The sequence below is a fragment of the Caballeronia sp. LjRoot31 genome, assembly GCF_964253885.1.
GTDB lineage: Bacteria > Pseudomonadota > Gammaproteobacteria > Burkholderiales > Burkholderiaceae > Caballeronia.
Genome location: NZ_CAXURX020000002.1, coordinates 923,047 through 942,112 on the forward strand (window position 1 = coordinate 923,047; position 19,066 = coordinate 942,112).

General features: G+C 61.0%; 21 protein-coding genes. 4 read left to right on the forward strand and 17 right to left on the reverse strand.

All coding sequences use genetic code 11. The features are described from left to right. Positions 1-5: 5 nt before the first annotated feature. Complete coding sequence (locus ACSQ8V_RS22535) at positions 6-182, forward strand: hypothetical protein (protein WP_436207212.1); 177 nt, start codon at positions 6-8, stop codon at positions 180-182. Positions 183-424: 242 nt separating this feature from the next. On the opposite strand, the gene ACSQ8V_RS22540 is transcribed toward ACSQ8V_RS22535, so the two are convergent. From ACSQ8V_RS22540 to ACSQ8V_RS22585, 10 genes are all read right to left on the reverse strand, one after another. Continuing rightward, positions 425-742 carry an H-NS family nucleoid-associated regulatory protein gene (locus tag ACSQ8V_RS22540; RefSeq protein WP_436207213.1) on the reverse strand — a complete coding sequence of 106 codons (318 nt, stop codon included), beginning with the start codon at positions 740-742 and terminating at the stop codon, positions 425-427. 408 nt (positions 743-1,150) lie between these two features. After that, entirely contained in the window at positions 1,151-1,369 is a 219-nt protein-coding gene (locus ACSQ8V_RS22545; protein WP_436183766.1) for a hypothetical protein, read from the reverse strand. Between the two features lie 272 nt (positions 1,370-1,641). Further along, the gene (locus tag ACSQ8V_RS22550) at positions 1,642-2,631 is read right to left on the reverse strand and encodes an LLM class flavin-dependent oxidoreductase (protein WP_436207214.1); all 990 of its coding nucleotides are present in this window, start codon (positions 2,629-2,631) and stop codon (positions 1,642-1,644) included. A 153-nt stretch (positions 2,632-2,784) separates the two neighbouring features. After that, positions 2,785-3,597 (reverse strand): phosphate/phosphite/phosphonate ABC transporter substrate-binding protein, encoded by an 813-nt coding sequence (locus ACSQ8V_RS22555; protein WP_436207215.1) that lies wholly within the window; start codon positions 3,595-3,597, stop codon positions 2,785-2,787. A gap of 84 nt (positions 3,598-3,681) precedes the next feature. After that, complete coding sequence (locus ACSQ8V_RS22560; RefSeq protein ID WP_436207216.1) at positions 3,682-4,707, reverse strand: fatty acid desaturase; 1,026 nt, start codon at positions 4,705-4,707, stop codon at positions 3,682-3,684. Positions 4,708-5,321: 614 nt separating this feature from the next. Then, positions 5,322-5,630: a hypothetical protein gene (locus ACSQ8V_RS22565; RefSeq protein ID WP_213762151.1), complete on the reverse strand. Its 309-nt coding sequence runs from the start codon at positions 5,628-5,630 to the stop codon at positions 5,322-5,324. A gap of 485 nt (positions 5,631-6,115) precedes the next feature. Continuing rightward, on the reverse strand, positions 6,116-6,394 hold the full coding sequence (locus ACSQ8V_RS22570) for a hypothetical protein (protein ID WP_436183769.1): 279 nt from the start codon (positions 6,392-6,394) through the stop codon (positions 6,116-6,118). Between the two features lie 114 nt (positions 6,395-6,508). Beyond that, entirely contained in the window at positions 6,509-6,844 is a 336-nt protein-coding gene (locus tag ACSQ8V_RS22575) for a hypothetical protein (protein WP_213762153.1), read from the reverse strand. Between the two features lie 185 nt (positions 6,845-7,029). Continuing rightward, positions 7,030-8,733 carry a peptidoglycan D,D-transpeptidase FtsI family protein gene (locus ACSQ8V_RS22580; RefSeq protein ID WP_436207217.1) on the reverse strand — a complete coding sequence of 568 codons (1,704 nt, stop codon included), beginning with the start codon at positions 8,731-8,733 and terminating at the stop codon, positions 7,030-7,032. An 8-nt stretch (positions 8,734-8,741) separates the two neighbouring features. Continuing rightward, positions 8,742-9,632 (reverse strand): arylamine N-acetyltransferase family protein, encoded by an 891-nt coding sequence (locus ACSQ8V_RS22585; protein ID WP_436207218.1) that lies wholly within the window; start codon positions 9,630-9,632, stop codon positions 8,742-8,744. Positions 9,633-9,847: 215 nt separating this feature from the next. Here ACSQ8V_RS22585 and zwf point away from each other — a divergent pair, with 215 nt between their 5' ends. The 3 genes from zwf to ACSQ8V_RS22600 are packed head-to-tail and all read left to right on the forward strand — an operon-like array spanning position 9,848 to position 13,120. Continuing rightward, a complete protein-coding gene (zwf, locus tag ACSQ8V_RS22590) occupies positions 9,848-11,401 on the forward strand; it encodes a glucose-6-phosphate dehydrogenase (protein ID WP_436207219.1) in 1,554 nt (517 codons plus the stop codon). A 10-nt stretch (positions 11,402-11,411) separates the two neighbouring features. Then, positions 11,412-12,233: an ROK family protein gene (locus ACSQ8V_RS22595; RefSeq protein WP_436183773.1), complete on the forward strand. Its 822-nt coding sequence runs from the start codon at positions 11,412-11,414 to the stop codon at positions 12,231-12,233. Continuing rightward, the gene (locus tag ACSQ8V_RS22600; RefSeq protein ID WP_436207220.1) at positions 12,230-13,120 is read left to right on the forward strand and encodes an HAD family hydrolase; all 891 of its coding nucleotides are present in this window, start codon (positions 12,230-12,232) and stop codon (positions 13,118-13,120) included. The genes ACSQ8V_RS22595 and ACSQ8V_RS22600 overlap by 4 nt, the downstream gene beginning before the upstream one ends. A gap of 174 nt (positions 13,121-13,294) precedes the next feature. Here the strand turns inward: ACSQ8V_RS22600 and infA are convergent, their stop codons facing one another. The 7 genes from infA to ACSQ8V_RS22635 all read right to left on the reverse strand — a co-directional run bounded on the left by infA (position 13,295) and on the right by ACSQ8V_RS22635 (position 18,836). Continuing rightward, positions 13,295-13,561 (reverse strand): translation initiation factor IF-1, encoded by a 267-nt coding sequence (infA, locus tag ACSQ8V_RS22605; RefSeq protein ID WP_031361766.1) that lies wholly within the window; start codon positions 13,559-13,561, stop codon positions 13,295-13,297. A 91-nt stretch (positions 13,562-13,652) separates the two neighbouring features. Then, positions 13,653-13,946: a hypothetical protein gene (locus tag ACSQ8V_RS22610; RefSeq protein ID WP_174254562.1), complete on the reverse strand. Its 294-nt coding sequence runs from the start codon at positions 13,944-13,946 to the stop codon at positions 13,653-13,655. A gap of 633 nt (positions 13,947-14,579) precedes the next feature. Next, positions 14,580-15,557, reverse strand: coding sequence for a magnesium/cobalt transporter CorA (corA, locus tag ACSQ8V_RS22615; RefSeq protein WP_436207989.1), 978 nt, complete (start codon positions 15,555-15,557; stop codon positions 14,580-14,582). A 203-nt stretch (positions 15,558-15,760) separates the two neighbouring features. Beyond that, the gene (locus ACSQ8V_RS22620; protein WP_436183775.1) at positions 15,761-16,198 is read right to left on the reverse strand and encodes a bactofilin family protein; all 438 of its coding nucleotides are present in this window, start codon (positions 16,196-16,198) and stop codon (positions 15,761-15,763) included. Positions 16,199-16,292: 94 nt separating this feature from the next. Next, the gene (locus ACSQ8V_RS22625) at positions 16,293-16,583 is read right to left on the reverse strand and encodes a hypothetical protein (RefSeq protein ID WP_255631149.1); all 291 of its coding nucleotides are present in this window, start codon (positions 16,581-16,583) and stop codon (positions 16,293-16,295) included. A gap of 73 nt (positions 16,584-16,656) precedes the next feature. Then, the gene (locus ACSQ8V_RS22630; RefSeq protein ID WP_213762162.1) at positions 16,657-17,643 is read right to left on the reverse strand and encodes a M23 family metallopeptidase; all 987 of its coding nucleotides are present in this window, start codon (positions 17,641-17,643) and stop codon (positions 16,657-16,659) included. Positions 17,644-17,873: 230 nt separating this feature from the next. Then, positions 17,874-18,836, reverse strand: coding sequence for a LysR family transcriptional regulator (locus ACSQ8V_RS22635; RefSeq protein WP_436207221.1), 963 nt, complete (start codon positions 18,834-18,836; stop codon positions 17,874-17,876). Positions 18,837-19,066: the final 230 nt, after the last annotated feature.

Genomic DNA, 19,066 nt, shown 5'->3' on the forward strand with positions numbered 1-19,066 from the left:
GCCGATTGAGCCAATTGACGTCGCCTTGCAATGGCCGATATTACGCGCATGTCGATAACCCCGCCTACGCGTCGATCGACGGCTTTCCCGAACAAGCGGCGCACGTCGAGACCGCTCACCGGCACGATCCATCCCCTTGGGCGGCCGTAGCGAACCTCGCCGGATTGTCAGGGCGCGCCTGACGGATCGCGACGATACTCGATACGTCAGGCTTAAAAGCAAACCACAGACAAACAAATGGCGAACAATCAGACGGAACTGCCCTTTCCGAAAATAACCGGGCGGACGGGGGCGGACCATTACCTAATCTTCGGATAGTGCTGCTCAAGTGCCGCGCAGGCACGCGTCGCCCGCTGCCGCAAGGCATGCGGGGCGCTGCTATTTATTTGCATCAATGATTCCCACCGGGTCCTGGCGAGCGGCTTTAAACCCGGTAAAACTCGATATCCTGCCCGGCATGCACGGCGCGTTTTAACCATTCTGGCATGTCGCCCGTCCCGTCCCATGTGTCGCCGCTAGCGTTTCTAAATACTGGCGCGGTGCCGTTGATGCTCTCCGGCAACGAAGGCATTGACGGCAGCGCGCGTCTGGACGCCGCGCTCGAACCGTTGGTCATTGGAGGAGGGGTGACGGAAACCGGCACGTCGGCCAATGCTTCGGCCAGCGCTGTTTCGGTAATGCCAAACTCAGCCATTCGGCTGCGCAAATAGGCAATGATGCTGTCTCGCTTTCTTTCGTCCACGGCTGTCCTGATTCAGCTTTTACTTTCTTGAAGGCGAGCCATCTGCCCGCGCGGACCGGGGCGGCTCGAGGAATGTGTGGGTTGACTAAAATCGTGGCGCGCCGAGTGACGCGCGTCAATTAGTGTAATACCGCAAATTGCCGCTTTAACCCGCAGCGCCCGATAATCGGACTTCTGCCAAGCGAGCGGCTCGACAAACTGGTTACTGTGTTTGAGATCGGTGCGAGATGCGTAAGCCGCCGAATCAGCGGCTGTAGCTCACGCGACCAGATCGGTGCACGGCTGGCGGCTGCTCATGTTTCAAAAGCACCATGCATGCAGCCGCTAATTCAACAATTCGTCCAGACAACCGCGGGCGCCACGAAGAAATGATAGCGCCGAATGCCGCTATTGTATGCCTAAATCATTTTAGCGATTATGTTGCTCGCCTGGCAACTCCGCGCCGTGTGCACGAATTGCCGCAATGAGTTCGGCCGGCGTGATTTCATAGCGCACCTCACGATGGATGCCGGCCTTCCTTTCATCAATATCTATCAGCAGGACGGCCTTGCCGTCGGGTGCAGGTTCGAGGCGCAACGTCCGCACTTCCTGACCGGTGGCTTCATCGCGCTCCGTCAGCAAGGTCATGGATCCTGTGGCGGGACTTCTGATCATTCATTTTCTCCCTTGCAATATCCAACATCCTTCTTGTTGAGACCCTTCGAACGGCTTACCCGCCATTGCCGTTCACAGGAAGGCACTAAAAGCGGGCGCAGGACGGCGGATCTCAAAGCCGCCGTCCTCATTATTGCTTGTCAAAACGATACCCGTCCAGCGTCCGAATGCGTGTTCGCCGCGCCGCTTAACTGTTGACATTCCCTTGACATCCGCTTGATACCCGGAAAGCGATTCAGCCGGCGTTACCCCGCCACCGCCGCGCGAGCCTGCGCCGTGATCTCGAACGAGCGCAGGCGGGCCGCGTGATCGTAAATTTGCGCGGTGACCATCAACTCGTCGGGCTGGGTTTGTTCGATCAGCGAGGCAAGTCCTGCCTCCACCTGACCCTGGTCGCCGATCACCGAGCATGCGAGCGAATGGTCCACGCCGGCGCGTTCGGCCTCGTTCCACGGAATCTGCCTGACAGGCGGCGGCAACTGGCCCGGCGTGCCGCGTCGCAGGTTGATGAATTGCTGTTGCAACGATGTGAAGAGAAACTCCGCTTCTTCCGTGGTGTCGGCGGCAAAAACATTCACGCCGACCATCGCGTAAGGCCGGTCGAGTTGCTTCGAAGGGCGGAATTGCGTCCGGTAAACCTGCAAAGCGGTCAGCAGGTAGTCAGGCGCGAAATGCGAAGCGAAGGCGAACGGCAGGCCGAGCGCGGCGGCGAGCTGGGCGCTGAAGGTGGACGAGCCGAGCAGCCAGATCGGCACGTTCAGCCCGGCGCCGGGGACCGCCCGCACGCGCTGGCCTTCTACCGGATCGGCGAAATAACGCTGCAATTCCACGACGTCATCGGGGAAATTGTCCGCGCTGCCCTGGAGATCGCGGCGCAATGCGCGGGCCGTCGTCTGGTCGGTGCCGGGCGCGCGGCCGAGGCCGAGATCGATGCGTCCGGGAAACAGCGACTCCAGCGTGCCGAACTGCTCGGCGATCACAAGCGGCGCGTGGTTCGGCAGCATGACGCCGCCCGAGCCGACGCGGATCGTGCTCGTTCCCGCGGCAACGTGCCCGATCACCACGGACGTCGCGGCGCTGGCAATCCCGGTCATGTTGTGATGCTCGGCCAGCCAGAATCGCAGGTAACCGAGTTTTTCGACATGCTGGGCCAGTTCGCGCGAGTGGCGGAACGCGTCGGCGGCGGTCGATCCGGCGGGGATGGGGGATAAATCGAGAACTGAAAACGGGATCATTGCGGCTTCCATGGCTTCGTGCACTGGCGGCGCGCGGGCGCCGGCGATCCGGCTCCCGTCAAACGCCAATCCCGGATGAAAATCCAGGACGCTCCTTACACGCGGGTAAAAGCCGATTGTGCCGAAAGTCAGGAAAGTCTGCCGCGACCACGCTTAGGCGAGGCGGGGATAGCCCTGTTTGATGGCGTCTGTTTCGATGTCAAGAATGCTGGCATAGTCGTCGAGCGGACGCCTCGCAAAACCGTCGAGCTTGAGGCGTTTTGCCAGCGGACGATCGTGCGCGATGGCATCGGCGAGTGCGTCCGCCAGTGCGTCGATACCCTCCGGCGGCACCCGTTTCGATGCAATCAGCGGCAAGCCCGGCGCGCTTCGTGTCGTGCCGATCTCGATCAAACCATCGGCAAGATACGGAAGGTGATCGAGTACGAACGCGAAGCTCACGCAGTCGATGGCGGCAACATCGGCCCGGTCGTCCTGCAGAGCTTGCAGCGACGCCAGGTGCCCACCCGTTTCGATCACCGACGCGAAGAATGGTTGCTCGCCGGCAAGCGGTGCGACGGCACTGCGCAGCAGGTTCATGCCGCTGTTCGAATCGGGGGTGTTGTACGCCGCGCGCAGACCGCGGCATTGCGCGAGCGACGTGACGTTGGCCGCGGCCCGGGTGACCAGAACGCTGTGATAATCGCCGGCCTCGCAGCCATCGACCGTGAAAACGGGCGTAGTGACTAGTTGCACGCGTCCGGTGAGCGCCCGCACCAGCGGATAGCCGCACGTCTGCGACAACAGCAGATCGTCACGCAGCCAGAATTCCTGCAGGGATGTCGCGGGATCGACTATGGCGAGCGTGTCACCGCGAGCGTCGAGCCATGGCCGCAAGCGCCCGTGAACATGATCGAGCAAAACGCGCCAATCGCCGGCGAGTGCTGGCGTGACGTTGTACATCGGTAATGCGGCTACCCAGTTCATCCAGATTCTTTCCCATTGCGCCGGTCAATACCCATGCCCGTACCGATACCGATACCCATACCAGCACCCGGCCGGAAAGATACGTCAGACAGGCTGCGCCGCGTCGCCGCCAAGCGTTGCTGAGCCGGCGGACCCGGCCTGAGCCTGTGCAATCTGATCGGCGGCGCGTGCATGAAGCGGATGCAACGCGGGCGCAATCGGTTGAACGCCGTGCCGCACAAGCCATTCCTGGTAACCACGCACGATAAAACCGCCATTGCGCGCCAGATACGCATCGCGATACCCATGATAAACGCTCGCCACCGCAAACCACGGCACGCTCGGCAGTTCGTGATGAACGGCGTGAAAATTGTTGTTGAGGAACAGAAGGCGCCAGGCCCACGATGCTTCGTTGATGACCGTGCGTTCCGCGACGTGATCGGCTGCGCGATGTTCCTGGAACGAACGGATCGCACTCAATGCGAGCGCTGGATACCCAACCCCGAATATAAAAAGGGCGGGACTGATGCCGCAGCGGCGAGCAAGCCAGGTCGCGAGCAGTCCGAGCAGGACGAGATGCAAGGCCCACGCCCCTGCGATACGGACATTGCCCCGCGCAATCTGGGTGCACGCTGACAGAACCGTTTCCACGATGGAAAACCAGGGGCCGAGCACAATGCGCCCCAAGAACGTGTTGCGGATAACCAGCAGGAACCGCACAGCCACGCCGGCACCGCGCCAGCGTTCGGCAGAAACGAAATAGCTTTCCGGATCGAGATCGGGATCGGTGAGATGAACGTCGTTATGGTGGCGCAGATGCGACTCGCGATACACCGCGTAAGGGAACCAGACGGCGAGCGGGGCGACGCCGAGCAGCGCGTTGAACAAGCGGAAGCGCGTCGGATGGCCGTGCAGGAGTTCATGCTGCAATGACAAATACAGGCACGACAATACGGCGAGAATGCTTACCGCCAGCGGTAAGCCGATCGACCGCGCGTTAAGCGCTGTCGCGAACCAGCCGCCATAGACGGCAACGATCAGGAGCCAGGTGGGCCATTCGCTGCGCCAGCGCCAGGACGTGCGCAGTTGCTGTATTTGATGGCGTTGAGCATCGTCTATGTACAGGCTCATGGCAATTCAGTGACGGAACGAGCCACGATCTTAGCGACGCTTCGCCGCCTGCCAAACCAAGCATTCCCGCTAAGCTTGTTCCCGTGTGAAGAATCGTGGCGTGATCGGTTGCACGCGATGAGAGTCAGCGGATCGGGCCATCTCCATGCGGCTACGAAGCGCTACGAAAGCCTGCGAAAACGCTGGAACGCACAGCGTCGCGCGTTGAGGCCCGGGAGCGTCTCAGGCTTCGGGATAATTTGAAAGCTTATAGTAGGGATTTTTATCGTCAGGTCGGGAGAAGCGCGATAGGTCGCAGGCGATCATGATCGGAGCAACAAGCGTGCGGGATCTGCTTGTATTCGCTTGTATCCCTGACGCCCATGTTCATTGGCGAATGATCGGCGGGGAATTATTGATGGCAGTCATCAAACACGCCGCGATCGCGCCGGAATTTGAATGACAGTGCTGGTTCACTGGCCCGAACGATGACCTGGGCGCTCCCCCGCAATCGCGGCTAACCGCCTGAAGCCCTGCGAACGTTTGATCGGTAGCCATGCTTGAAACACGACATCTGGCGGCCTGAAGGCCGCCGTCGATTACGCGCACGATGCGCGATGGCGAAAGCGCCGTAGTTACGCCGCTTTCGCCCAAAGCCTGTTGGTTGTTCTTTTGCGCCCGGAGCCGGGGTCGCCTTGTGGTTGCGAGAACGAATCCAGCACTTTGCGTAATGCATCTACCCGACGCCTTTGCGCCGGCACCAGCACGTAGCCGGTGCAGACAGCGGTCAAGCGTTCGTGCCAGTACTCGACGTTAAGCGTCCCGGCCGATTTCTGACTCATCGCGCGCAACTGGCCTATTGCCCGTTCGATGTGCTGAAGTTCCGCATCGGCCTGTGTCGACGTTCGTGGGCCTTCTGACGTCGGCGATCTTTTGGCTTTCATCCTGCGCCCCCATTCTTGCCGGCCAGCTTGTGAGCGCGTTGTCGATTTTATCGATGACTGGTGCGTTCATTGCTGCGTCCAGCTATACCCCTTCGCCTGCGCGTTGATGGTTGCGCTGGGCGGTCCCCGGTTTGATTCGACCGTTGATGCATAGTCGCAAGGGCTCGGCGCACGCACCGTCTGAAATCGCACATTGAAGGCACCGAGCGCGCGATTATTCGGGCCATGCAAACGTTTTCCGTGTGCCAGGGCACGAAGTGAGCGCGCCGAACGACGCTAATTCCCGGCGGAACAATGCTTGGAAGTGGCAGTGGGATGCCGTGGAGGGCGGGAGGGCGATCGAGGGACCGTTACGAAGCGAGTTCGAGGTAGCTTTGAAGCAGCTTTGAAATGGCTTCGAAGCGGGCCTCGTATCGGTATCGGTTTCGACAGCGCCGGAGTATTGACCACGTCCAGAGACATTGAGTGACGTGCTCGAAATTGCGTTACTCGTCGTCTGAAGTCCGGGCCTTGCCGCTGCGTTTTATCTGCTCGTCCATGGCCAGGTCGAGCTTGCTGACGCGTCGCGGTTTCTCTGGCTTGAGCGAGTTCACAAAGGCCACGAAATCATCCATGGTCTGCGGTGCGGAAAGTTTTTGCTCACCACTTGCCGCCCGGTCGACGAGATAGAACAGGCCGCCGCTCAGGCTGACGGCGGCATAGTGCGGGTTGCCGGAGCGTGTCTTGAGACGCTCCACGGCGTTGATGGCTTTAGTCGAGCGCACGATCAGCCCGGTAAAAAAGCAAGCGCGAAGATGTCATGAAACCGGCGTCATGAAACACCTCGCCAAACTGCTTCAAGGTCAAAGTTGAGATCGAAGCCAAGCTTAAGCTTAGGGTTAAGGCGCGCATTTCTTGCTCGCGCCTTCGAGCCACAGGTTCGACATATGCCGCTCGCCCGGATAAAACCGGTACGACGTTTCGCCGTTATCGAAGCGGACCTTGATCACGTTGGAATCGCCGAATTCGAGCATCGTGCCTTGGGGAATGGGTGTTTGCTTGAACGTGGCGTTGTGTTTCTTCGCTTCGTCCGTCAGGCACTGGACAATGCTCGCCACAGACGCGTTCGGCGCTGTTTCGACTTCGGGCTGACCGGCATCGGCGTTGTGGAACTGGGTGGTACAGGCTTGCAACAAGAACAGCGGAAGCGCGAGAGCGCAGGCAATCTTTTTCATGGTGTCCTTTCAAGGTTTGCGACCGCTCTTTCGACGAAGTGTTCGACGAAGTGTTCGACTACAGCAATCCAACATTACAGCATAGCGGTCTTACGTTTTCCGTCCGCTCGGGTCCCTGCTGGTCTCTGATGAGCGAGACGAAAGCCTGCCACCGCTCACCGGACGTAGCGGACCGTCGCGGACGTTCAGGCATCCGGCGGCACACCGAGAAGCTGCATGGTGCCCCCGACCACCCCCGAAAACACCGGCCCGGCCACAGTCCCGCCGTAGTAAGACCCGGCTGACGGCTCATCAATCATCACGGCAACAATCACTTGCGGGTCGCTCATCGGCGCCATGCCGACGAACGACGCGCGGTACTTGTTCGCCGCATAGGTACGCCCGATCTGTTTGCGCGCCGTGCCGGTCTTCCCACCTACGCGATACCCCTCCACCGCTGCCGCACGTCCCGTGCCACGGGGTCCCATCGCGAGTTCAAGCATGTCGCGCACAGCCGCTGCAGTCGCGGGTTTCGTGACCTGCACGGGCGCCCGCGTTGCCTGGCCGCGAATCAAGGTGGACTGCCGGAACTCGCCATTGCCCGCGTAAGCCGTATAAACCTGTGCAATCTGCAACAGCGACAACGACAGGCCATAACCATAGGCCATGGTCGCCTGCTCGATCGGGCGCCAGCGTTCGTATGCCCGCAGGCGGCCGGTGGCCGCGCCCGGAAAAGTCAGGTCCGGCGCCTGGCCAATGCCGTATTCGCGATACTTGTCCCATACCGTCTGCGGGCGAAGGTTGAGCGAGAGTTTCGTCAACGCGATATTGCTCGACATCTGCACGGCTTCGGAGACCGTGATGACGCCGTGATTCGACGTATCGTGGATCACGTTCGGCCCGAGCTTGAACGTCCCCGGCGATGTATCGATACGCGTGTCCGGCCGCACGTGGCCAAGATCGATAGCCAGCGCCGCCACCAGCGGCTTGATCGTCGAGCCCGGCTCGAAAGTGTCGGTCAGCGCGCGATTGCGCAACTGTTCGCCGGTCAGGCGCGCGCGGTCGTTGGGGTCGAAGGTCGGATAGTTCGCGAGCGCGAGGATCTCGCCGTTCTTCGCGTCCAGCACGACCACGCTGCCCGCCCGCGCGCGATGCTTCGTGATGGCGGCCGCCAGTTGCGTGTGCGCGAGTTGCTGGATACGGCGGTCGATAGTCAGATGAATGGTCTCGCCATTCTCCGGCAACGCCGCTTCGCCGATCTCCGACACCACGCGCCCCAGCCGGTCGCGGATCACTTCACGCTGGCCGTGCTCGCCGGTCAGCCTGTCGTTTGCCGCGAGTTCAATGCCTTCCTGGCCCTTGTCTTCGTTATCGGTGAAACCGACCACGTGAGCCGCCGATTCCCCTTCGGGATAGAAGCGTTTCGTGTCGGCCACGAGCGTTATGCCTGCAAGGCCGGTTTCAGCGATACGCGTGGCTGTGTCGGCATCGACTTGCCGTTTCAACAGGACGAACGAGCGCGAGGCATCGATACGGCGCGCCAGTTCCTTCTCGGGCATATCGATCAGGCGAGAGATGACAGGCAGGGTCTCGCGATCAAAGCGCGATGGCGTGGCCCAGATCGCATAGGTCGCGAGACTCACGGCCAGCATCGCGCCGTTGCGGTCGACAATGCGTCCGCGCGTTGCGCTGAGTTCCAGCGTGCGTTGATAGCGCTTTTGCCCCTCGCCGATATAAAAGTCCTGGTTCACGACCTGCACCCACAGCGCGCGTGTGGCTAGCGAAGCGAACGCGGCGAATATCAGCATCACGACCAGCGTGGAGCGCCATCGTGGCAGCCGGCTTTCGAGCACTGCGTTTTTCACGGGCGTCCGATAAGATTCATGGGCGCGCTTGACGGTTTTACGCATCGTGACGATCAGGACGTAGTGGACGTGACGGACGAGGACAACCGGGCGATGCGCTCGAGCACGGCATCGAGTCCGCCGGCCGGGGTTTCACGGTGGGTGTCGGAATCGTTGCTGGGCAGCGCGAGCCCGAACGTGTCTTGCAGCACGCCGCGCAGCTCCGCGGCGCTTGTGAGTTCGCGTGTGGATTCGGTATTGCCGCGCTGGGTCAGGGTTGTATCGAACAAGGTCTGCCGCTCTCCGGGTATAACCCGCGCCACGATCAGGTGGTCCAGGAAGATCGACCCGGGATACGTCGATACATAGTGGTTCGCCATGTCGTAGTCGGCGGGAAATTGCGGCTCGAGGTCGAAACGGTAGATCGGCCTCCACGTATCGCCGAGCTTCACTTGCAGGAGGAAATCGCCGCGCTCGATCAGGTCGAGACGAAACGGCTCGTGCGGCGTCGCCTGTTCGCGGCCTGTGTCGAACAGCAGCGGAGCGCTGAGCGTCATGCTGCCGAAACCGACGTCCGCGAGCCAGGTGTCATCGGGCGTTTCGACCAGCAGCATCATGTGAGTGCGCGGCGACATGCCAGCCGGGTCGTTCCACAGGACACGCGCGGCGAGTCCCGTGGTCTCGAAGCCGAGCGTGTCGAGCACGGCGCGAAACAGCAGGTTGTGTTCATAGCAATACCCGCCGCGCCGCGCGCTCACGAGCTTCGCGAACACGGACGCGAGATCGAGGCGCGGCGTGCGCCCGAGCAGCGTGTCGAGATTTTCGAACGGGATCGCTTGCGGATGCAGCCTATGCAGCGCGTGCAGCGTCTCTGATGTAGCCTGCTGGGGTTCGCGACTGGGCTCGCTATAGCCGATGCGGTCGAAATAAGCGGCGAGCTGCGCCGGGGAGAGTGTCTGATTCATGTGGAACTCCTGCACGGATAATGGTAACGAGGCCGGGCGAGCCGCCGCGAGGTGCCGACATTCTACGGCACAGCCCACGCGCCGATTACATATTGCATACGCCACGCATCAGTCGAAAACGCAGAAGCAGACCGTTTGGGCAGGATTTTGAACTGTGACGTGCCCAACATGGTCTTTAATAAGCAGTGCGCTCAACTCTTCTTTTAAAGAACCCTATGTCGATCCCACTCGCTACCGCAACTTCGTCCCCGCAGGCCCCTGGCAAGCATCCCGCACCGCCGTGCACACTCGTCATCTTCGGCGCGGCCGGGGACCTGACCAAACGGCTGTTGATGCCGGCGCTGTACAACCTGTCGTCCGATGGCCTGCTTGACGACAAGATGAAGATCATTGGCGTGAACCACGGCGAGCTCGAGACGAGCGCCTGGCGCGACCAATTGACCGAGTCGCTGAAAACATTCGCCGCCGACAAAGCGGGCGCTTTTCATACCGCCAAACTCGACGATAAGGCCTGGAACTGGGTCGCGGATCGCCTGCAATACGTGGCGGGCGAGTTCGAAACCGACGACGTATTTAACAAGCTCAAGCAGACGCTGGGTGACAATGGAAATGTCATTTTTTATCTCGCTGTCAGTTCGCGCTTCTTCAAGCCGATCGTGGAGCGGCTTGGCAAGGTGGGTTTACTGAAGGAAAGCGACCAGGGTTTCCGGCGCGTGGTGATCGAAAAGCCTTTTGGGCACGACTACGCATCGGCGAAGGATCTCAATGAGAGCATTCTCAAGTTCGCCGGCGAGAACCAGATTTATCGTATCGATCACTTTCTCGGCAAGGACACGGTGCAGAGCATCCTCGCGGTACGCTTCGCGAACGCCTTTTTCGAGCCCATTTTCCGGCGCGAATATATCGATCACGTGCAGATCACGGCGGCGGAAACCATTGGCGTCGAAGCGCGCGGCGGGTTTTACGAGCAGACGGGCGCCTTCCGCGACATGGTGCCGAACCATCTGTTCCAGTTGCTCGGCATGGTCGCCATGGAACCGCCGAATTCATTCGACGCGGAAGCCGTGCGCGACAAGAAAGCCGAAATCTTCGACGCGATCCAGCCGCTGAAACCCAATGACGTGGTGCTCGGGCAGTACGAAAAATCCGGGACCATGGCGGGGTATCGGGAAGAAGCCGATGTCGCGCCGGATAGCCAGACCGAAACGTATGCGGCGGCGCGGGTGTTCGTCGAAAACTGGCGCTGGGCCGGGGTACCGTTTTATCTGCGCACTGGCAAGCGGATGACGGCGCGGCGCACGGAAATATCGGTGCAACTGAAAGCCGTGCCGTTCCTGCTGTTCCGCGACACGCCCGTGGACACGCTTGTGCCGAACGTGCTGACCTTGCGGATTGACCCGGAACACGGCACGACCTTCGATTTCAACGTGAAGGTTCCCGGTCCGGTGATGCAGGTCGGGGCCGTCAAGTCATCGTTCAAATACGGCGATTTCTTCGATGAGAAGCCGAACGTCGGTTACGAAACGCTCCTGTACGACTGTATGCTCGGCGACGAGACGCTGTTCCAGCGCGCCGATAGCATCGAAACAAGCTGGGCGGCGGTCGACGGCGTGCTGCATCCCGAAGGCGGCCGGTTGCCGGTACATGGCTACACTGCGGGCAGCGCGGGACCGAAGGAAGCCGACGATCTGTTGAAGGCCGACGGCCGCGCCTGGCGCCCGCTGGCTGACGAACACACGCAAAAAACCGATCACGACGACAAGAACTGAGGAGAACAGTATGGGGACAGCAGCACGCAAGGCAGCAGTGAAGAAGACAACCGCAGGGAAGACAACCAAACGCTCGACAGCGAAAGAGCGAATTCTCGCCATCGATGTGGGCGGCACGGGCCTGAAGGCCGCGATTATCGACGCGCACGGGAAGATGGAAACCGAGCGCGTAAAGGTGGCCACGCCTCATCCGTGTCCGCCGGACGTGTTGGTGCAGAAGCTGGTGGAACTGGTCGGGCCGCTGTTGACGCCGCTGCCGGCCACCCATATCTCGATTGGTTTTCCGGGCGTGGTGCGGGACAACCACGTGCTGACCGCGCCAAACCTCGGCAACGAATTCTGGCGCAACGTGCCGCTCGCGCAGTTGCTGGCCGTGCATCTGGGGAACCTGCCGGTGCGCATTATCAACGACGCCGAAATGCAGGGGCTTGCGGCTATCGAAGGGAAAGGCATCGAGTTCGTCCTGACGCTCGGCACGGGCGCGGGCACTGCGCTTTTCCGCGATGGCGAACTCATGCCGCATCTCGAACTGGCCCATCATCCGGTGAGCAAAAACAAGACGTACGACGAATATCTCGGCAATGCGGCGCGCGACAAGGCGGGCAACAAGCGCTGGAATCGCCGGGTGGAGAAGATCATCGGCATCCTGAGTTCGCTGGTGAACTACGACCGCCTGTGGATTGGCGGCGGCAACGCGGCCAATCTCAATTTCGACTTGCCGGATAACGTGAAAGTGGTCTCGAACGAGGCAGGGATTGAAGGCGGAGCGCGGCTCTGGCACCCGCGTTCAGTGCGCGAGACGCGGCAATTACCTGCTGGAGAGTTTGAATGACCTCCATCGGCGCTACCGGTCTGAAGCTCAGTCCCGGTCATCGCGACCCGGAGCAGGCGCTGGCGGCGCTGGCGAAGGTCGAGTTGGTGATTTCGGATTGCGATGGCACCTTGCTCTACACGGACAAATCGCTTGGTGAGCCCGCGAAGGAAGCCGTGCGCAATCTCACCGCCGCGGGTGTGCGCTTCACGGTGGCGAGCAGCCGGCCGGGCAAGGGCATGCATTCGATCGTCGAAACGCTCGGGGTCCACTCGCCGTTTGCCGCTTTCAACGGCGGCAAACTCGTCGATCCCGCCGGCTGGAAGACGCTGAACGCCCACTATTTATCGCGCGACGCCGCGCAAACGGCCCTGGAAAGCCTGGAACGCGACGGCGTGGACGCGTGGGTGTTCATCAACGACCAGTGGTACATCACGAATCCCGGCGGCGAATACGTGCCGCTGGAGCGCCGGACGGTGGGATACGACGCGGTGGTGGTCAAGCGTTTCGAGGATATCGACCTGGACTCGATCGAAAAGATCGTGGCGTCGACGAAAGACGCGGCGCTGCTTCAGCGTAAGGAGGCCGAGTTCCAGGACACGCTCAAGGGCCGCGCCGAGGCGATGCGTTCACAAGCCTATTATCTCGACATCACGCATCCGCTCGCGAACAAAGGCGAGGGCGTGCGCGAACTGGCGCGGCTGGCGGGCGTTGCATTGGAAAACGTGGCGGTACTGGGAGACATGGGCAACGACGTCGCCATGTTCGATGTGGCGGGTGTTTCCATTGTGATGGGGCAGGCGTCAGCAGACGTTCAATCGCACGCGACGTTTGTGTCGGCCACGAACGATGAAGACGGCTTTGCCGCAGGCCTCAACGGATTGTTGGCGGCCCGGAAGGGAACATGATGATGCGGGAGGGTTGAATGCGCGTAAGTTGAATACGCGTGAGAGAGCGACATCGGCGCCATGCGATGCTGACTGGCAGCATCAAGCGGTGGCGCCGACGAAGCGTTGCTCTCGACTCCGGCGAGCAGTGCCGTGCGGGACTCGCTTTAACAGCGCGTCACGACAGCGTTCTGCTTAGCGGCGACGCATTTGCGGACGCTGACCGCCGCCCGTTGCGCGTTCGTCCTTGTGCCGGAAGTTGATCCGGCCTTTCGTCAGGTCATACACCGACAATTCCAGCGTCACACGGTCGCCCGCGAGAATCCGGATGTGGTTCTTGCGCATGCGGCCCGATGCGTACGCGCCCACGACCACGCCGTTGTCCAGCGTCACGCGGTAGCGGCTGTCGGGAAGCACTTCGTCAACAATGCCGTCCAGCTCGAGTAACTCTTCTTTCGCCATATAAAGCTCCTTAAATCATCTATTCGTTGCGATTGTATGCGAGACCGGCCCGACCCCGCGATGCCTTTTAACGCCTAACTATCGCGTCTAGTCACAGATCTGCAACAGTCTGGCCGTCGATCTGGCCGTCGATCAGTTTTTCCGCATGCAACAAGCACGCCCGGCGAGCCTGGCCGCCGTTTTCAAACGATCCGGTCTGCTCAATGCGGAACACGCGGCTTTCGCCCGTGGCTTCCTCGCCTGCCGGCGGCGCACGGCGGATGCGCACCGACGCTTCGTAGCCGGTATCCGCTGCACGGACAGCCGCACCGCCGTCGCGGGCGCCACGGGGGTAAATCAGCGGATGAATTTCATAACCTTTGTACGTCTTAAGCGGCTTGACCAGTTCTTTCATGTTTCCTGAGTTCCTGTATTGCGCCCGCCCGGGCATCGAAATAATGCGGCCGATGCCTTGAAAACCACTCCGGCGACCGTTCAGCGCCCCTTGGCACGTGCGATCGACCAAGCGTTTACGAGCAAAAAATGACGCGCGGCGCACACATGGCGCAGCCGCTCGCTGGGCTGTAGGTGTTGAAGAACGTCGCGGTAATACGTGTGCCGCCGCATGTCGCGCTGCCCATGCCGCTACGCACGTATTACCCATGCAACCATGCGCGGTACAACGCGTGGATACAAGCAACCGTCGACGTCGCTGCTGTTTAAACTTTGAAGACGAATGCAGGGCCGCGACCGGTTGCGGAGCCCACACTGCCGGGGCGATGACATTCAGCCAAGGCGTTGCGCTGAAATGTTGGGTGGATCGCTGTTGCCGTGGCGAACACGCTGCGCCAGAAGCGCACTATGTAAATTAGACAGCAAATCAGAAAAAAGTTCCGCTGTCGCCGGAGGCCCCGCCTCTCGATGCTGCAATGCTGACATGTCCGCTGCCGGCGTTCGCCGCCGTTCCCGCGCAGTTTCCGTCGAGTCGGCTATGTCATCCAACCGCCTTCCAGCGGCACCGAAGGTTCTATTATAACCATCATAGCCATCCTGCCTTGCGGAACCGCCAGTAAAGGCCAATGTCCACCGCGAGCATCACGCAGATCACCGCCGGATAACCATAGACCCAGTCGAGTTCCGGGATGCGATGGAAGTTCATGCCGTAGATCCCGGCGATCATGGTGGGTACGGCAAACAGCGCCGCAAACGAGCCCAGCCGCTTGGTCACTTCGCTTTCCGCCAGCGAAATCAGGCCCAGGTTGACCTGGATCGCAGTCACGATCATTTCGCGGCGTCCCTCGATCGTTTTCACGATACGCAGCAAGTGGTCGTAGACATCGCGGAAATAGTCCTGCATGCCGGTACAAATTCCCGGTGCGCGGCCACCGTAGAGTTTGCTCACCGCTTCCAGCAGCGGCGCGGTGTGATGCTGAAGCAGAACGAGCCGGCGCTTCAGGGAATACAGGTCTTCAATGATTATCCGCGACGCCGCGGACCCGTTGCGCGTGAAGATGCGTTCCTCGAGTTCGTCGAGCTCTGCGCCGAGCGTCTCCAGAATGGGGAAATAGCGGTCCACGACGTTGTCGATCAGTGCGTACATCACGAACGCCGGGCCATGTTCCAGCAAATGCGGCTCGCGCTCGCAGCGCTTGCGCACATCCTGGAACCCCCGGCTCGTCCGGTTGCGAACGGAGAGCACATAGTTGCTGCCCACGAACACGTTGATCTCGCCGACCACCAGCTCGTTGTCGGTATCGAGTTCCACCGTGTGGAGCACGCAAAACAGCGAGTCCGCGTATTCGTCGATCTTCGGGCGCTGGTGTCCCTTTTGGGCGTCTTCCACAGCGAGTTCGTGCAGCCCGAACTGATGCGCCATATGCGCGAGTTCGCCCGGTCCGGGCTCTTTCAGCGCGACCCACACGAAGCAGTCGGGGACGTCCCGATACGCGGAAATGTCGTCGATAGCGACGTCGGCGAGCTTGCGGCCTTTCTGGTAAGCCGCACAATTGACCAGCATGGATTCCTGCCCCTCTCGCACGGTGATGGAACCGGCGCATGCCGCCGTTCGCGAGCGTCTTTCGCAAGCGTCTTTCGCAAGGACAGGCAGCGCGTAACGGGGCATGGCCGGACTTGCCGTGAATCTTAGCGGATTTGTCCGGCGCTTACTGTGCGAGAGCCGTATTCGTCGTCTTGCAACGCAGCCGCCGCGCGAGTCAGGTGTCAGGTCTCGCTATGCGAGTAGTCCGAGGTCAGTTCGGAACTGAGCCGTGGCGTGTCCACCTGCGGCGCCAAGGTGCTGTCGCGTTTCGTGAGCTTGCCTTCCACGGACGCCCCCACGTCCATGCGCAATTGCTGGTAATAGATGTTGCCGTTCACATGCGCATTCGATTGCAGCTCGACAAAATGTTCCACCGTGACGTCGCCGGTGATGGTTCCGTTGATCACGATGTCGTAGGCAGTGACGTTGCCCGTGATCGAACCCTGGTCGCTCACGACCAGCAACGTCTGTTCGCCCGCGCGGCCGGTCACGTTGCCCTTCACGTGGCCGTCCATGCGCAGGCCGTCGCTGAATTCGAGGTTGCCCGCTATCTGGACATCGTGTGCGATCAGCGTAGCTAGCTTGGCTTGACTGACGCCGGGAGATTTTTTCTTGAACATGGGAAAACCCCTTCTGGTCTGGATTGCAAAATGGTTGCCGGTAATGGACAGGTGGACAGGTACGTACCGGCGTGTGGATGGGTTCCGGGATCGGTCAGTTGGACTTATCCCGCTGACGCTTGAGGAAAGTCAGGTCAGTTCGCATTTGATGAATTTCCGCCAGGCTTTCGGACGCTTGTTGCTCCATGACGAGCCGTGTCGCCACTTCGTGATCGAGCGCGATGCGCGCCTTCGAAAGTTGCTGGCGGATCTCGCGCTCGGACATGGGCGGCGCGCACAGGGCGTCGGCCTTCTTGCTGTTATCGCGCGACGTGACGAGCGCGAAGCCGGCCGCGGCCAGCGCCGCTGCTGCGCAGGCCGCGGCAATCGTGCCGAGCAGCAGCATGGGCCAGGTCGGGCCGCGCCGCGACGTCAGGGAATAGGTGCGGCGCGTGAGCTTGTGCGTCGGCCTGTTGCGATCAGCTTGCGGCATTGGATTTCAGCTTGAAGAGCGCGAGATAAGGTTTGGGATTGACCTGCGTCCCATCGATGATGACCTCGAAGTGCAAATGCGGTCCGGTCGAGCGGCCGGTCGAGCCGATTTCGGCAATCTTCTGGCCGGGCATGACAAGATCGCCTACCTTCACGAATATCTTCGATGTATGCCCGTAGCGGGTGACCACGCCGCTGCTGTGCTGGATATCGACGGCGTTGCCGTACCCGCCGTGCGGTCCCGCCTGCACCACGCGGCCACCGGCGCTCGCGAAGATGGCCGTGCCGGTGGGGGCGACGAGATCGATGCCCGGATGAAAATTCAGGTGTCCCGTGAACGGGTCGATGCGGTTGCCGAACGGCGAGCCGAAGCGCGCGCCGGGGGCAGGCAGCCGGCCCGGAAACGCCATGTATGACGCGTAATGCGCGAGCACGGCGTCATCGAGGACACCGATGGTTGCATCCAGGCAATCCAGTGCGCTTTGCGTGTGCTTCAGGCGCTGCGGCGCGGTACCGGTAAGCGCTGCACGCTGGGCGTCGCAGAGCCGGGGCGGCAGGGACGGACCGCCCGACGCGCTGCTGTCGAGCGGCGATTCATCGTCGTTATCGGGAAGCGGCGGAACCACGTGAATGTCCGGGTGATCGGCCGCGCGTCGCGCTGCTTTCAATTGTGCTTCGAAGTCCTGAAGTTCATTCACTTGTTCCACAAGTTCAATGACCCGCGGTTCGATATGCGTGAGTGTTGCGCTGATCTTGCCGAGCTCATCGATTTCATAGGAGCGCCGCTCCGTTTGCATCTTCTCTTCGGCTGCGTGGGTGTTGCCCATTGCCGCACCAATGGCGATGCCGAGCGCGAGCGCGGCCAGGATCATCGCAATGACGGCGACGATCACCATGGTGCGGACAGTGCGCGCTTCGACGAAACGCACGCGCTGATGCGACACGTTCCTGCGTGACCAGATGACGAACGCCATCAGTGCACCGGGCGCGGCAAACACGCGGGCAAGCGCGTGGCCACAAAACGACGCGCGGGCGGTGGATTACCGGTCTGTCTGCGAGTGTTAATAATGAGATGGATAAAGATCACGTCCATGTGAAAACGCCGCAGCAGGGCTACGGCGGAAAGCCTTTATGGGCGGACGATTATGCACCCGTTACGCGAATGCGTATCTCATATATAAGGGGAGCTGAACAAACGCGAAATTCACGGCCTCACCGTTTCGCTCCATAGCATCTCGCGCGCCTCGCCCATCAGCAGCGGACGATTGATTTCGGCCACTGTGCGCAGAAAATCCCACACTGCCGTGATGCGTTTCAATTTGCGCAAATCTTCGCGGCAGGACAGATAAAACGCGCGCGTGACGACGATGTCATCGGCGAGAACGGGCACGAGGCGCGGGTCCTGCGCCGCCATGAAACACGGCAGGATCGCGAGCGAGCGGCCCTGCAGCGCGGCGTGATATTGAGCGATCACGCTGGTGCTGCGCCAACGCGATACAGCGCCCGGAACCGCGCGTTCGAGATAGAGCAGTTCGTAGCTGAACGCGAGGTCATCGATATAACTCGCGAAGCGATGCGTCGCGAGGTCTTCCACTCGGCTTAACTGTTCGTGTTGATCGAGATACTCGCGCGTGGCGTAGAGGCGTAAGCGGTAATCGCAGAGTTTGGTGTAGACGGTCTGGCCGTGTTCCGGGCGCTCAAGCGTGACGGCTATGTCGGCCTCTCGCTTGGACAAACTGACGAAGTGCGGCACCGGCAACAAGTCGATGGAAATCTGCCGGTGCGCGTCCTGAAAGCGCGCGAGTTGAGGCGCAAGAAAGAAGCAGCCAAAACCTTCGGTCGAGCCCACCCGTACGTGTCCGGACAGCGCGTGCCCCGAGTTGGCAATATGCTCGGTCGCCGACTGAACCGTGGTTTCCATGGCGTCGACGTACGCAAGCAGGCGCTGCCCTTCGGCGGTCAGGATGAAACCGCCGCTGCGGGATTTATCGAAGAGCAGGGTGCCGAGCGCGTCTTCCAGCGCCCGCACGCGGCGCGCGACGGTCGTGTAATCGACCCCCAGACGCTTCGCCGCGCCGCTTGCACGCTGGGTTCGCGCGACTTCCAGGAAATACCGGAGGTCGTCCCAATTCAGGTTGCTGAGACCAGGAGCCGTGCTTTTTTGCATATTGGATGAGTATTTGTATCCATACTTCGTAGAGATTTGCATAACTATACTGAATCTTGTGGACTTGCCTTGCACGCGTTCTGTCCCTACGCGTAATGAGCGAGCCGACAACATTCAAATAATCCGGAGACGACATTTCCCCTTGGCGACCCGCGCGGTATTTCGCGTGCGTCCGCGTCTCTGTCATCCCGTTCCCGCCAGGAACGTTCCCGTCTCAAGGAGCTTCTCTC

Coding starts and splice junctions, on each gene's coding strand:
- ACSQ8V_RS22545 (WP_436183766.1), bottom strand. CDS start 1,369: ATGACCTTGCTGACGGAGCGCGATGAAGCCACCGGTCAGGAAGTGCGG.
- ACSQ8V_RS22550 (WP_436207214.1), bottom strand. CDS start 2,631: ATGATCCCGTTTTCAGTTCTCGATTTATCCCCCATCCCCGCCGGATCG.
- ACSQ8V_RS22555 (WP_436207215.1), bottom strand. CDS start 3,597: ATGAACTGGGTAGCCGCATTACCGATGTACAACGTCACGCCAGCACTC.
- ACSQ8V_RS22560 (WP_436207216.1), bottom strand. CDS start 4,707: ATGAGCCTGTACATAGACGATGCTCAACGCCATCAAATACAGCAACTG.
- ACSQ8V_RS22565 (WP_213762151.1), bottom strand. CDS start 5,630: ATGAAAGCCAAAAGATCGCCGACGTCAGAAGGCCCACGAACGTCGACA.
- ACSQ8V_RS22575 (WP_213762153.1), bottom strand. CDS start 6,844: ATGAAAAAGATTGCCTGCGCTCTCGCGCTTCCGCTGTTCTTGTTGCAA.
- ACSQ8V_RS22580 (WP_436207217.1), bottom strand. CDS start 8,733: ATGCGTAAAACCGTCAAGCGCGCCCATGAATCTTATCGGACGCCCGTG.
- ACSQ8V_RS22585 (WP_436207218.1), bottom strand. CDS start 9,632: ATGAATCAGACACTCTCCCCGGCGCAGCTCGCCGCTTATTTCGACCGC.
- zwf (WP_436207219.1), top strand. CDS start 9,848: ATGTCGATCCCACTCGCTACCGCAACTTCGTCCCCGCAGGCCCCTGGC.
- ACSQ8V_RS22595 (WP_436183773.1), top strand. CDS start 11,412: ATGGGGACAGCAGCACGCAAGGCAGCAGTGAAGAAGACAACCGCAGGG.
- ACSQ8V_RS22600 (WP_436207220.1), top strand. CDS start 12,230: ATGACCTCCATCGGCGCTACCGGTCTGAAGCTCAGTCCCGGTCATCGC.
- infA (WP_031361766.1), bottom strand. CDS start 13,561: ATGGCGAAAGAAGAGTTACTCGAGCTGGACGGCATTGTTGACGAAGTG.
- corA (WP_436207989.1), bottom strand. CDS start 15,557: ATGCTGGTCAATTGTGCGGCTTACCAGAAAGGCCGCAAGCTCGCCGAC.
- ACSQ8V_RS22620 (WP_436183775.1), bottom strand. CDS start 16,198: ATGTTCAAGAAAAAATCTCCCGGCGTCAGTCAAGCCAAGCTAGCTACG.
- ACSQ8V_RS22625 (WP_255631149.1), bottom strand. CDS start 16,583: ATGCTGCTGCTCGGCACGATTGCCGCGGCCTGCGCAGCAGCGGCGCTG.
- ACSQ8V_RS22630 (WP_213762162.1), bottom strand. CDS start 17,643: ATGGCGTTCGTCATCTGGTCACGCAGGAACGTGTCGCATCAGCGCGTG.
- ACSQ8V_RS22635 (WP_436207221.1), bottom strand. CDS start 18,836: ATGCAAAAAAGCACGGCTCCTGGTCTCAGCAACCTGAATTGGGACGAC.